Raw genomic sequence first — 13,161 nt, 5'->3', positions numbered from 1 at the left:
CCTGTTGAGCTGAGCCCAACTCAGCCCCACTTCCCCCGCTCAATCCTCCTCCCCCACCGCCCGCTTCCATGACACCGGCAAGGTCTCGGGCAGCGGCGGCCGCTGCCAGTCCGGCCGGACCCGCTGCGGCTGGCCGGCGCCCGCCATGGCCCCGCCGCCCGCCGCATGGCCGATGCGCCGCATGGGCAGGTCGTCGCACCAGACGTATTTGAAGAGTTCGCCTTGCGGCTCCGGCACCCCGTTCTTGTCCGCCGCCACGCCGCACAGCACGAGCTTGCGCTCGGCACGGGTGACGGCCACGTAGAAGAGGCGCTTGCGCTCCTCGTGCAGACGCTGGCGCTCCCGGCGCAGCAACCATTGGTAAAACCGGTCGTCCTCGTGGCTGCGCCCGCGCGCCGGACGCGGCGCGATGAGAATGCTGCCGTCGAGCATCTCCTCCAGCAGCAGCAACGGCAGGTCGTCCTGGCCGCGCTTGCGGCTGAGCTGTGGCAGGATCACGGTATTGAACTGCAGGCCCTTGGCCTTGTGCATGGTCATGATCTCGACCCGCAGCGCCGGATCGGCGTTCGCCGCCGCATAGAGCCGCTCCAGCGCCTGGTCCAGGTTTTCCAGGGTCAGGCGCTGCTCCCCTTCCAGGCGTGCCAGCTGGGCGAAAAAGCGCTCCGCGTCCTGCCAGCCGGTGGCGTCGGTGCACAAAGGTCCACCCAGGCTGAGCCAGAGGGAGCGCACCAACCTCTCCACGGGGCTGCGTCCCAGGCGCGCCAGCGCCGCCCGCCATACGGGCAGGAAGCGCTGCAGGCAAAGCTGGCCATCCGCGCTCAAAGGCCCGGCATCCTCCAGCAGGCGCTCGATCACGGCGGGCGGGCGGCCCTGTTCCGTCTCCAGCGATTCGTGCTCGGTCAGGGCCAGCAGATCCGCCAGGGACAGGCCCACCATAGGGCTGCGCAGTACCGCCAGCATGTGCAGGCGGTCGGCCGGGTGCAGCAGGGCGCGCGTGAGCGCCAGCAGGTCGCCTACCACCGGCCGGCTCAGCAGCGGATCCATGTCCTGCGCCCGGTACGGCACGCCGACATCGCGCAGGGCGGCCATGATGGGCTGGGCATGGCTGCGGCTGGCCACCAGAATGGCCACCTTGCCGGCGGATTCGGCCAAGGCGGTCTGCACCTCCGCCGCCACCACCCGCGCCTCGTCCACGGGATCCGGCGCCGACCAATAGTGCAGCGTCACGTGCGCGTCATGGCTGTCGCCGCGATGCGCTTCGCTCTCGAAATGGGCCGCGGCGCCCCGCTCCAGATCGTGGGCATCCGGAAAAGCTTCCCGGAACACGGCGTTGCACCAGTCCACCAGACTGCATTCGGAGCGGAAATTCACCGCCAGATTGAGCGTGGTGACCGGCACGTGCTTGATGCGGCCGCTCTCCCAGGCCTGCAGAAAGAGATTCAGCTCGGCCTTGCGGAAGCGATAGATGGACTGCATGGGATCGCCCACGGCAAACAGGGTACGGCCGTCGCCCGGCTGCCAGCCGGCGGTGAGCAGGCCCAGCAGGTTGCCCTGCAGGATGGAGGTGTCCTGGAACTCGTCCACCAGCAGATGCTGGATCTGGGCATCCAGAGCCAGCAGCCGCTCCGACGGCTCCTCGGCCGTGCCCAGCGCCTGCACGGCGGCCAGCGCTACCCCCGTGTAGTCGATCTGCCGGGCCTGCTGGAACACGAGCCAGAGCTGGCCGAGCGACAGGCGCAGGATCTGCAGCATGGCTTCCAGCACCTCCCAGGTGGACTCGGCCAGCTGCGGCGGCGGCAGGGAGCGGCAGGCGTGCAGGCGTTCCGCCAAGGCCGGATCATCGGCGAGCCCGGCGATGAGTGCCTTGAGCGCCAGTTGACCGGGGCTTTTGGCGGGCAGCCCCATGGCCTCGCCGATCTGCTTGCGCCAAGTGCCCTGGCTGGTCAGCAGCAGCTCCGCCGCCGCCTGCCAGTAGGCCAGGGCATGGGGCCCCGTCGTGCAAACGGCCTCCCACGGGCAGGTTTTGTCCCGGGCCAGCAGCTGCTCGCGGCTGCAGGCGGCCACCTGGACCAGGGTGTCCAGCAGGCGCCCGTCGAGACGCTGCCTGAGCGGCGCCAGCGCGCGTTCGACGGCGGCACTCAGTCCCGCTTCCAGCAGGAGGCGCAGGTCCGCCGTCCGGGCGGCGCCGGCCACCACCCAGTCCTGCCATTGCTCCCTGCGGGCCAGCATGACGGCGATCACCTGCTCCAGCGCGTCGCGCCGGCCGTCCACCTGCAACAGCAGCACGTAGAGGGCCTTTTGCAGATCCGGGTCGTCGGCGGCCAGCGCCAGGGTGGCCTGCGCCGCCTGGGTGTACAAGGGCGCAGCATCATCGATGGTTTCGGGCTGCGCACCGAACTGGGCCAGCAGGGGCATGGCACGGGTGATGGTGCTGCAGAAGCTGTCGATGGTCATCACGTTCAGGCGCCCGGGATTGTCCAGCAGCCGCCAGCCGAGCTGGGCATCCCGCTGCAGCACCGTCTGGCCCAGCCGGTGGGTGACGAGGGCGTGGGCCTCCGCCGGCGGCGCCCCCGCCGCGCTTCGCAGCGCCTGGATGATGCGCTCGCGCATCTCCCCGGCCGCCTTGCGGGTGAAGGTCATGGCGAGCACCTGCTCGGGCCGTTCGACGCGGGCGAGAAGCGCGAGAAAGCGCTGGATCAGCAGGCTGGTCTTGCCCGAGCCGGCCGGCGCCTGCACCAGGAAGGAACGGCTGCAGTCCAGCACTTCGCTGCGCGTCGTCTGATCCGCGATCATGCACTAGTCCTCGTCCATCGCCGGCTCGGCCAGGCCGCGCTCCTGGACCCGGCAGAAAACCTGGCTGCCGCAGCGGACGCAGGTCTTGGCGCCATGCCGCGGCAGCATCCGCACCGGCCCGTCCACGAAGGCGGCCGCCAGCGCCTCCAGCTCCCGGCGCCACTGGGTGCGCTGTGCCTCCCAGTCCGCCAGGCTGGCCAATCCGGGCCAGAAGGCATCCTGTCCCCAGCCGTCCCAGGCCAGGGTCCGCTCCCGGTTCAGCTTGCCGTACACTCCCGCCGCCGCATCCACGGCCCAGATGTAGAGCGGCATCTGCGGGTCTCCCATTGGCCCGAGCCAATCCTTGCTGCTGGCCTGCGCGCCGGTCTTGTAGTCCACTACGATGCGGGCGGCGTCGGATATTTGGCGGTCCACCCGATCCAGCCGCATGCGCAGGCGCAGTCTTCCCACCTGCAGTTCCACCGTCTGCTCCAGCGCCTCCACCACGAAGGCCGGCCGCTCGCTCTCCAGCGCCATCCAGCGCGCCAGGAGCTGCTGCAGGCTGTCGGCCAAGGCTCGCCGGTGCACCGCGTCGATGTCGAATCCGGCCTCGTCCAGCGCCTTGCGGATGCACTGGACCAGCGCATCGTCCAGGGTGCCGCCGGCCATCATGGCCAGCAGGGTCTGCTGGCTCTTGGTCGCCTTCCAGAAGTGCTGCAGGGCGCGGTGGACGAGCGTGCCCAGATCGCGGGCAGTGGGCGGCGTCTGGAAGTCCTCCAGCGGGAAAGCCGCCAGCCGGTGGCGGATCAGCGCCTGGAACGCACAGTTCGCCTGGGCCTGCAGCAGGGCCGGCCCACCCTCGCGCCGGCGGGCGGGCAGCACCGCGTCGTCCGGCGACGCGGCCAGGGCGCCGGCGGGGCTCCAGCCCTGCCAGAAGGACCGCTGCGGCGCCTCCACGCGGGTGATCTCCCGGCCGGCGAGCAAGGGACTGGGGCCCAGCTCCACATCGCCGTCCATACGGGGATAGCTGCACACCACTTGCGGAGCCGCCCGCAGGAGGCGCTGCCACAGCGCACCCACGAAGTGCAACTCCTGCTCGGGGCTGGCGTGGGGCAGGCCCCGCTGACGCTGCCAAGACGCCGGCAGCAGCGGATGGGGCCGCACCGCCGCCGGCATCGCCTGATCCGTCATGCCCAGCACGAAAAGCCGGTCGAAGCGCAGGCCCGCCGCTTCCAGCAAGCCCATGACCTGCACGTCGTCCGAATCGGCGGGGACCTGGTGGACGATGTGCCGGCAGACCCGCCGCAGCCAGCTCAGCGCCTGGCGCCGGGACAGGGAGCCCGCCAGCGGGGCCAAGCCCTCGAAATGCGCCAGCGCTTCTTGCCAGCGCGCCAAAGCCAGTTCCTCGCCGCGGTCCAGGCCGTCGCCGGGCCAGCCCATCGCCTCCAGGCAGGCGGAGAAATGGATGGACCAGGCTTGGCAGCTCGCCCGCGCCGGCGCCTGCCGCAATATGTGGTGCAGCTGCAGCAGGCGCTGGGCGAAGCCGGGCGCCATCAGCAGGCAGTGCTGGGCCAACGCGAAGAGATCCAGGCGCGCCGCGCCGCCGCGCAGCCGCGCTTCCGCTTGCGCCCGTCCGCAACGCTCGCCGTCACCACGGGGGAAAGGCGCCAGCAGCAGTTCCGCCGCCATCCGCGCTTCCAGCCCCCGCAGGGACAGCTCGAGAATGCGGAAGGCCTGCAGCATGAGCGGCGCCCGCTCCAGGGGGCGTCCCTGGGTGATGTCGAAGGGCACGGGACGCGGCTGCCCGCCGTTTTCCGCGGTCAGGAACAGCGCCTCGGGATCGAAGGTCTCCAGGAAGATGTGCTCGATGAGAGGGCGATACGCCGCCGGGTCGGGCACGACCACGCCGACCCGCTGTCCAGCAGCGAAGCCCTCGCGAATGCGCGCCGCCACACCGCGCACCTCCTGCTCGCGATCGGCAAAAGCCAGCAGCGTGGGCACGGCCGGCGCGGCCTCCTCCCGCCAAGTGCCGACCGACACGCCCGCATCGGCGAGCGACTGCAGCAGCATTTCCAGCGCCGGCGACAGCTCATCCAACCCGGCCAGGAGGATGCGCCCGGGCAGCGGCAGGCGTCGCGCCGCCACGGCGAGCCGCAGGCGTCCGGGAATCTGGGCGGGGTGGCGCCAGCCGCCGTCGCGCAAGCGGACTTGAAAGCGGGCGGCCCAGCGCTGAAATGCTTGGCATTCGGGCGTCCCGAGCAAGGCGGCGGGGGGCGCTCCAAAGGCGCACTGAAGCTGAAAAGCCTCTTCGGCCAGGTAGGCGAGGCTGGCGCGGTCCAGCAGATCCGTGCCCGCCAGCTGCGCATCCGCGGCAATGATGTCTTCCCACAGGAAAAGCCCCTGGACCGGTGTCAGGAGGGACTCCCCCTCCGCCAACGGCAGCCAGCTCTGCCGCAGCCACTCCTCCAGCGGCAGCACGGCGGCCTTGCCGCCCTCGGGCGCGGCCTGCCGGCCCCGGGCGCGCAAATGCCGGGCCAAGCGGGCCGTGCCCGTCAGGATCAGGGTGTGCGTGTGGGAGATCATGCCCGCGGGTCGGCAGCCGAGCGCGGCTTATTCGTCCACGGCCGGCGAAACCTGCAGGATGCGCTCCAACTGGGGCGCCGAGGCAAAGCCGGAGAGCATCATGCCATTGTCCAGCACGGTGGTCGGCAGGCCGCGCACGTTCAGCTTGCGGGCGGTATTCAGGAAGAGGCTGACGGGCACGGCGCACTGGCGCCGGGGCAACTGCCCGCCGGCCATGGCCTTGTCCAGGGCCAGCAGCCGGTTCGGCGCGCACAGCACGGACAGCGTCTTGGCATAGGTGCCCGAGTCGGCGCGGCCTTCGGGCAGGAGCACGTAGCGCACCTGCACCCCGCCGCCGGCCGCGAGTGTCTTCAGCTCCTTGTGCATGTTGCGGCAGAACTGGCAGTCCACGTTGGTGAAGACGGTCAGGTGGCGGCCCGCCCCCGCGGGCCCCATCACCACCATCTGCGACGGGTCGATGCTGTCGAGAATGTCGCGGCGCAGCGCCATGCGTTTGAGCTCGGACAGGTTGGCGTCCTGCTGCAGATCGATCAGGTCGCCGACGATGAGATAGCGGCCATTGTGGCTGGCATAGAGCACTTGGCTGCCGACCGTCACTTCATAGTAACCCGGAATCGAGGAAGGATGCGGCATGTCGATCTGTGCGTCGGGGAAGCGGGCCTGCAGGGCGGAGCGCACCCGCTCGGCCCCCCGGTCCGCCCCCTGGGCGGTGGGCAGAGCGGTCAGGAACAGCAGGAAAATCAGAACTGCGGGAGATGGGGCAAGACGCATGCACAGCCTCGTGATTAAAAAAGCAACTACTTCCCTTTCAAATAACGATTGTCGTCGAAGGTGCTGACCAGGTAGGGACGGTACACCACCATCAGGGTGATCAGCATGCCGGTGGTGAGGGCCTCGCCCCAGGCATCCAGAATCATGGAAATCAGCCAGTTGTCGATCAGGAAATGCAAAGTGTAGGCATTCGAGATGAGCAGAAAGAAAGTAACGACGGCACTCAAGGCCGCGATGGTGAGGGCGCTGCCGATGAAGGCCACCACGAAAATATAAATGAAAAAATGGCTGGGCAGATGCTTTTCCACGACCCGCAGGATGCCGTAGGCCGCCAGCACCGGCACGACCGCCAGGGCCAGCAGGTTCACCCCGAGGCTCCACCACCCGCCGACGCCGAAGCCGGCCAGGAGCGCCACCAGGCCCGCGAGGACGAGCATGGCCGGCCATGGCCCGAACATCAGCGTCAGCAGCATGCCGCCAAGCAGATGCACGTTGAGGCCGGGGTAAATGCCCGCGCGCACCGACCATAGCGCCAACACGAAGAGCGCCGCCAGGCCGAATACGGTACCGCGCTCCCTGAGGAACTGCCAACGCACGTTTCGGGCGGCCAGCAGGAGCACCGGCAGTACCAGCACCCAGCCCAGGGCGAGCCAGAAGGGAGTCAGGAGACCATCTTCGATGTGCACAAGCAGTCCTTTTGAGATCAGGACCCTCTCCGGGCCAAATAGATAGAAGCAGACAAAAAGTCCAGCAAGCTACTCACCTTTGGACCAGCGAGGCCTGGAAAGGTTTTTGCAGGGGCTGCCGGCGCAGCGCTGTCGGCTGTTCGAAAGCATACCTGGAATGCACCGGCTACCCAAGTCTGGCACAGGCACCCGCGCCCCGCGCCATTTTCTTGACGATGCTGACCGGCGAAACCCCGGCGTCAAAAGCGCGATCGGCGGCTGCGGCCGGCCCGGCGGCGCGGCTAAAGTTTTGGGCACGTGTGCCGTTATCACTTTACACCCGGGCCGCCATTGGCGCAGCGAACAGTCACTTGGCACGTTTTGTGCTGATAGAGGAGCGGCCTTTCATCATCAATCGAACACAAGGACAGGAAAGCTCATGTTCAGCTTTAACCGCATGGCGTTCAAAACACGTTTGAGCATCGGCGTTCTGTTTGCCGCGTGCGCGATGACCGCGGGCGCGGCAATCGCCATCTTCACCTCGGCAAAGCTGCAAGAGAACATCGTCCAGGCTCAGGAGCGACAGCTCGCCACGATCCACTTGGCGGAGATCGAGCGCCGGGCCAACTCCACCCTTTCGGCACTGGAAGCCATGGTCTACAGCCGCGACCCGGTCGTTACCCAACGCATGGAAGCGCGCATCAACGGCAACCGGCCCAACTACGCCAAGGCGCTCAAGGAGCTGAAAGCCCTGGCCCACACGCCGGAGCAAACCGCCCAGTTCAAGGCTCTGATCCAGGCCCGCGACAACAGCCGTGCCGTCGTCGACCAGACCCGCGCCCTGGCCCGCGCCGGCCGCTTCGACGAGGCACGCACGCTCCTGGAAAGCCGTACCGTTCCCGCCTACAACCGGCACATCCAGGCAGCCGAAAACTTCCTGCGGCACGAGACGCAGCGCGCGTTGGAAGAATCCACCGCCGCCACCCGGATGGCCGAGCAGACCCGGCTCTTCCTCCTGGTCAGCGGCGGCATCTCCGTGGGCGTGGTCGTGCTCCTGGGCATGCTGCTCATCAAGGGTCTGATCCGCAATCTCAGCCGCGTCCGCGACGCCCTGCAGAAAGTGGCGCGCGGCGACCTGCGGGTGGAGGTGCCCGTGGAGACCGCCGGCGAACTGGGCGATATCGCCAAGGCCGCCAACCAGATGGCGGAACAGCTGCGTGTTCTCACCCGCGAGATGCAGAACAACGCGGACAGGCTGCTCACCGCTGCCCGGCAACAGAAAGGCGCAACGGAAACCCTGGCCCGCGACATGGAGGAGCAAAGCGGCCAGACCGTGCACGTCAGCACCGCCATGGAAGAAATGTCCGCCACGGCCATGGAGGTGGCCCGCCGCGCCGAGGAGATCGCCGAGGCCGCCCGCCGCACCAGCCAGGAGGCCCAGAGCGGCGCCCAGGTCATCCGCGGCACCCTCACCGGCATGGACCAGGTGGCCGCCGCCATGCACAACGCAGCCGGCACGGTGAGCAAGCTGGGCGAATCCTCCCAGCGCATCGGCAGCATCATCGCCACCATCAATGAGATCGCCGAGCAGACCAATCTGCTGGCGCTCAATGCCGCCATCGAGGCGGCGCGCGCCGGCGAGCAGGGCCGCGGCTTCGCCGTGGTCGCCGACGAGGTGCGCAAGCTGGCCGAGCGCACCGCCAACGCCACCGGCGAGATCGGCGGCATGATCCAGGCCATCCAGAACGAGACCCAGGCCGCCGTGCAGGCCATGGAGACCGGTCGTCAGCAGGTGGAGGAAGGCACGCGCTACGCCCGTGACGCCGGCCAGGCCCTGGATCGGATCAACAATGCCACCGCCCAGGTCACCGATCAGATCGCCGCGGTCGCCACGGCCGCCGAGGAGCAGAGCAGCGTGGCCTCGGAGATCTCCAACAGCATCGAGAAAATCGCCCAGGGCACGCAGAACATCAACAACGCGATTCAGGAAACGCGCAGCAAGACCGACGAGCTGCAGACCATGGCCAGCACCGTCAAGGACCTGGTGGCCAAATTCCGCAGCTAGCATCCAGGCGCCGATGCGCCGCAGCGGATGCATACCGGGTGACACCATTCACCGACAGCTCACAGCAGCACGCCAACGTTCGGGAGAGTGACCATGGCCAAGTTAAGCCCCTTGCAAAGGATGGCGGGCACGCAGCACCTGATCGGCCTGCTCAGCGCCTATCTGCAGGCCGACTTCGAGCAGATGCGGCAGTTGCAGAAGGCGCACCCGGAAGCCTGGTCGGCCGTGCGCCACCCGCTGGAGCAATTGGAAGGCTGGCATCAGCGCCTGGTCGGCGTGGCCGAGGAAGGCGTGCAGATCATCGCGGCCACCACCCAGGCAAGCCGCTCGGTGGCGGATTTTGCCGCCGGCTTTGCCGAGGACTTCAGCAAGATCTCGGGCGTGGCCACGGCGGTGGAGGAAATGTCCGCCACCGCCAACGAGATTGCCCGCAACGCCGCCCTGGCCGCCAGCGAGTCCGCCAACAGCCTGGAGCAGACGCGCCATGGCAACGAGGCCCTGTCCAAGCTGGTCGGGGAGATGGACCTGGTGGAATCGGCGGTGCGCGTGATGGCGCAGGCGGTCGGCGACTTCGTGCGTAGCACCCAGACCATCACCGAGCTGACCACCAAGATGAAGGACATTGCCGACCAGACCAATCTGCTGGCGCTCAATGCCGCCATCGAGGCGGCGCGCGCCGGCGAGCAGGGCCGCGGCTTCGCCGTGGTCGCCGACGAGGTGCGCAAGCTGGCGGAAAAATCGGCCCAGGCCGCCCAGGAAATCGACCTGGTCACGATGACCATCGGCCAGCAGTCCCGCACGGTGGAGAGCACCATTCACGAAGGCCTGGAGCATCTGGGCTCCAGCCAGGAATCCCTGGAAAACGTGGCCATCGTGCTGTCCGAGGCCAATCAGGCGGTCACCCACGTCAACGACCGGGTCCACCAGATCGCCACCGCCGCCGAGGAGCAGAGCAGCGTGGCCACGGACATGGCGCACAGCCTGGCCGAGCTGTCCCGCATCGTGCAGCAGCACGAGGAGTCGCTGCACGACCTGCAGGGCGTCATCGACAGCATCAGCAGCCTGGCCGCGCAGGAAATGGGGCATTTCGCCGAGTGGCCTTTCGATGACCTGTTCCTGCTGGTCACCCAGGCAGACCACCTGCTGTGGGTCAAGGAGGTGGTCGGCAGGGTCGCCGCCGGCCCCGCCGAGGAGATGCCGGCGCTCAAGGACCAGCACGGCTGCCGCCTGGGCAAGTGGTACTACGGACCGGGCAAGATCCGCTACGGGCAGCTCAAGGCCTTTGTGGATCTCGAGCCCCAGCACCGGAAAGTGCACGAATTGGGCAGCGAGATCCTGAAGCACGTGCAGAACGGACGCCTGGAGGAAGCCAAGCGCCGGCTCGATAGTCTGCTGGACCACTCCGCCCAGGTGCAAAAACTATTGGGCATGCTGCGCGGCAGCCTGCAACCGCGTGATCCGTGACATGGCGTCGGGCGGCGCAGCACGCATCACGTTTCACTCCTCACTTTTCACGCGCAACATCCAGTGGAGCCAGCAACCATGGCGAGTTTGATGCAGTCAGTCGATGAGCGTACCCGGCTGGCCGGTGCCAACCGGCTGGAAATCCTGCTCTTCAACTTGGGCCGGGATTTGAATTCCGGCCGAGAGGAAACCTTCGGGATCAATGTCTTCAAGGTGCGCGAGGTCATGCGCATCCCCGAAATCACCCAGGCGCCGGAGATGCCGCCGGCGGTGGAAGGCATGGTCAGCCTGCGCGGCCAACTGGTGCCCGTGGTGGACCTGGCCAAGTTCTGCGGGGTACGGCCGGAGAGCCAGCCCCGCATCATGATCGTGACAGAGTACAACAAGCATACCCAGGGCTTTCTGGTGCACAACGTGGAAAACATCCTGCGCCTGGAGTGGGGACAGATCAAAGTGCCGCCGCCCATGATCACGGCACGGATGGGTGGGCTGGTCACCGCCGTCACCGAGCTGAAGGACGGGCGCATCGTCATGATCATGGACGTGGAAAAGGTGCTGGCGGACACCATCCAGATCGGCATGGACCCGCGCCTCTTCGACGAGTTGCGGCCCATCGAAAACGGCGGCACCGTGCTCTTCGCCGATGATTCGCCGGTGGCGCGCAAGCAAATCGAAACCACCCTGACCCACCTGGGCGTCCACTACATCAGCGCCCACAACGGCCAGGAGGCCTGGGACAAGCTGCAGCAGCTGGCAGCGCGCGCCGAGACGACCCGCACGCCCATGTACGAGATGATCCAGGCCGTGCTCACCGACGTGGAGATGCCGGAGATGGACGGCTACGTGCTGACCAAGCACATCAAGAACGACCCGCGCTTCCGGGGCATTCCGGTGGTCATGCACTCATCCCTGTCCAGCGAGGCCAACGTCAATGTCGGCAAGGCGGTCGGCGTGGACGCCTACGTGCCCAAGTTCAATCCCAAGGAGCTGGGAGAGGTTCTGCGGCCCATTCTGAACCACGCCGCCAGGGTGGGCAAATAGCGGCGCAACGGGCTACGCCATTCGTACCCGCACAGCCATCCAAAACGGAATGATTATCAAGAAATTTAGCGAATCCAAGGAAGGAACCATGTTGACCAACGCTAAAACCATCAAAGGCAAATTGATCTTCTCCACGGGCGCGGCCTTTGCGCTCTTCCTGGTGGCCATCCTCGTGGCCCTGAGCGGCATGCGCAACAGCAGTGCCCACTTCGTGAGCTTCATCAACCAGGACCAAGCCCTGCTGCAGGCGCTGGAAAGCATGTACGCCCAAGGCCTGCAAAGCGGCCAAGCCTTGCGCAACATCATCTTCGACCCGCTGAACAAGAAGGCCTACGACAACTTCAACGATTCCGCCAAGGGCTTCAGCGCCGCGCATCAAGAGGCGCTCAGGCTGAGCTTGAACGATCCGGAAACGCACAAACTGCTGCAGGAAACCGGCGCGACCTGGCAGCGGGACATGGAAGTCAAGATGCGCATCATCCAGCTGGCGGCGACGGACACGCAGGAGGCGGTCCGCACCCTCAATAAAATCGAGACTCCCCTGTGGCGCGTAGTGCGCCAGAACCTGCTGGACATCATCAAGGCCAAGCGCGACGCCGTGGAAGCAACCAAGAACGAGGTGCTCGATCAGGCGCAGACCATCATGACCCTCAGCATCGCGCTGGCTGTCGCCGCCATGCTGCTGGGCGGCCTGCTGGTGCTGTGGGTGGTGCGCAACATCACCCGGCGGCTGCAGGTGGTCTTGGGCGCCATCGACGAGCTGCGCCAGGGCGACGGCGATCTCACCCGCCGCGTGCCCGAGGACGGCCACGATGAGATCAGCAGCCTGGCGCGCTCCATCAACGACTTCATCCGCAAGATCCACGGCATCGTCGCCCAGGTGCGCGATGCTTCGGTGCAGACCGCCGGCGCCAGTGGGCAGCTGAACGACATGGCCGCCAGCGTGAGCCGCGACGCCAAGGCGCAGGCCGACGGCATCTTCCAGATCAGCACCGCCATGGAGGAGATGAGCACCACGGTCAAGGAAGTGGCGCAGAACGCCAGCAGCGCCGCCAACGCGGCGAATCAGGCGGCGGAATTGGTCAAAGGCGGCAATGCCACCGGCCAGCAGACCATCGCGGCCCTGAACCGCATCGACAGCACCGTGAGTTCCTCCGCCAAGACCATCGGCGAGCTCGACACCGCCATCCAGCGCATCGGCGAGGTGACCAATGTCATCAAGGACATCGCCGAGCAGACCAACCTGCTGGCGCTCAATGCCGCCATCGAGGCGGCACGGGCCGGCGAGCAGGGCCGCGGCTTCGCCGTGGTGGCCGACGAGGTGCGCAAGCTGTCCGAGCGCACCGCCGCCAGCACCACCGATATCGCCAGCATCGTGCAGACGGTGCAAGCCAGCACGGCGCATGCGGTGACCGCCATGACCCAGGCCCGCAGCGAGGTCACCCAAGGCGTCGGCTACGGCCAGGAAGCGGGCCGCGCCCTGCAGGAGATCGATCGGGCCGTGCGCGCGGTGACGGAGATGATGCACCAGATCGCCACCGCCGCCGAGGAGCAGTCCGCGGTCGGCACCGAAATCGCCCGCAACATCGAGCAGGTCGCCAGCATCACCGACGCCACCACCCGCGACATCCAGCGCACCAGCCAGGCCGTCGGCGATCTGGCCGCCACCGCCCGGACACTGCAGGATTTGGTCAATCAGTTCAAGCTGGGGCGGTCCTGAGGCTCCACCGGCCTCCACCCATGTACCACCGTGCCCGAGTCACTCCCCCGCCCTCTCCACCCCCAGACGTTGCAGCAAGA

8 protein-coding genes are annotated in these 13,161 nt (G+C 67.5%); 4 read left to right on the top strand and 4 right to left on the bottom strand.

Features of this window, described 5'->3' with window-relative positions:
- Positions 1–39 precede the first annotated feature (39 nt).
- The 4 genes from G579_RS17800 to G579_RS0113990 are packed head-to-tail and all read right to left on the bottom strand — an operon-like array spanning position 40 to position 6,812.
- The gene (locus G579_RS17800) at positions 40–2,793 is read right to left on the bottom strand and encodes a UvrD-helicase domain-containing protein (protein ID WP_051181717.1); all 2,754 of its coding nucleotides are present in this window, start codon (positions 2,791–2,793) and stop codon (positions 40–42) included.
- Positions 2,794–2,796: 3 nt separating this feature from the next.
- The gene (locus G579_RS0114000; protein WP_028990666.1) at positions 2,797–5,355 is read right to left on the bottom strand and encodes a PD-(D/E)XK nuclease family protein; all 2,559 of its coding nucleotides are present in this window, start codon (positions 5,353–5,355) and stop codon (positions 2,797–2,799) included.
- Between the two features lie 27 nt (positions 5,356–5,382).
- Positions 5,383–6,126, bottom strand: coding sequence for a DsbC family protein (locus G579_RS0113995; RefSeq protein WP_028990665.1), 744 nt, complete (start codon positions 6,124–6,126; stop codon positions 5,383–5,385).
- Positions 6,127–6,152: 26 nt separating this feature from the next.
- Complete coding sequence (locus tag G579_RS0113990) at positions 6,153–6,812, bottom strand: energy-coupling factor ABC transporter permease (protein ID WP_028990664.1); 660 nt, start codon at positions 6,810–6,812, stop codon at positions 6,153–6,155.
- Between the two features lie 418 nt (positions 6,813–7,230).
- Here G579_RS0113990 and G579_RS17795 point away from each other — a divergent pair, with 418 nt between their 5' ends.
- The 4 genes from G579_RS17795 to G579_RS18415 all read left to right on the top strand — a co-directional run bounded on the left by G579_RS17795 (position 7,231) and on the right by G579_RS18415 (position 13,081).
- The gene (locus G579_RS17795) at positions 7,231–8,856 is read left to right on the top strand and encodes a methyl-accepting chemotaxis protein (RefSeq protein ID WP_051181715.1); all 1,626 of its coding nucleotides are present in this window, start codon (positions 7,231–7,233) and stop codon (positions 8,854–8,856) included.
- A gap of 93 nt (positions 8,857–8,949) precedes the next feature.
- Positions 8,950–10,320, top strand: coding sequence for a methyl-accepting chemotaxis protein (locus tag G579_RS18420; RefSeq protein ID WP_081662819.1), 1,371 nt, complete (start codon positions 8,950–8,952; stop codon positions 10,318–10,320).
- A 90-nt stretch (positions 10,321–10,410) separates the two neighbouring features.
- Positions 10,411–11,361 carry a chemotaxis protein gene (locus G579_RS0113975; protein WP_211218756.1) on the top strand — a complete coding sequence of 317 codons (951 nt, stop codon included), beginning with the start codon at positions 10,411–10,413 and terminating at the stop codon, positions 11,359–11,361.
- A gap of 88 nt (positions 11,362–11,449) precedes the next feature.
- A complete protein-coding gene (locus G579_RS18415) occupies positions 11,450–13,081 on the top strand; it encodes a methyl-accepting chemotaxis protein (RefSeq protein ID WP_051181709.1) in 1,632 nt (543 codons plus the stop codon).
- The last annotated feature ends 80 nt before the right edge of the window (positions 13,082–13,161 follow it).

It is taken from the genome of Thermithiobacillus tepidarius DSM 3134, from assembly GCF_000423825.1.
Taxonomy (GTDB): domain Bacteria; phylum Pseudomonadota; class Gammaproteobacteria; order Acidithiobacillales; family Thermithiobacillaceae; genus Thermithiobacillus; species Thermithiobacillus tepidarius.
Note: the sequence above shows the minus strand (reverse complement) of the source record. Positions and strands in the feature narration are given on the sequence as shown.

What these genes read in the sequence shown, in the direction of transcription:
- G579_RS17800 (WP_051181717.1), bottom strand. Translation starts at nt 2,793, where the DNA reads ATGATCGCGGATCAGACGACGCGCAGCGAAGTGCTGGACTGCAGCCGT.
- G579_RS0114000 (WP_028990666.1), bottom strand. Translation starts at nt 5,355, where the DNA reads ATGATCTCCCACACGCACACCCTGATCCTGACGGGCACGGCCCGCTTG.
- G579_RS17795 (WP_051181715.1), top strand. Translation starts at nt 7,231, where the DNA reads ATGTTCAGCTTTAACCGCATGGCGTTCAAAACACGTTTGAGCATCGGC.
- G579_RS18415 (WP_051181709.1), top strand. Translation starts at nt 11,450, where the DNA reads ATGTTGACCAACGCTAAAACCATCAAAGGCAAATTGATCTTCTCCACG.
- G579_RS0113995 (WP_028990665.1), bottom strand. Translation starts at nt 6,126, where the DNA reads ATGCGTCTTGCCCCATCTCCCGCAGTTCTGATTTTCCTGCTGTTCCTG.
- G579_RS0113975 (WP_211218756.1), top strand. Translation starts at nt 10,411, where the DNA reads ATGCAGTCAGTCGATGAGCGTACCCGGCTGGCCGGTGCCAACCGGCTG.
- G579_RS18420 (WP_081662819.1), top strand. Translation starts at nt 8,950, where the DNA reads ATGGCCAAGTTAAGCCCCTTGCAAAGGATGGCGGGCACGCAGCACCTG.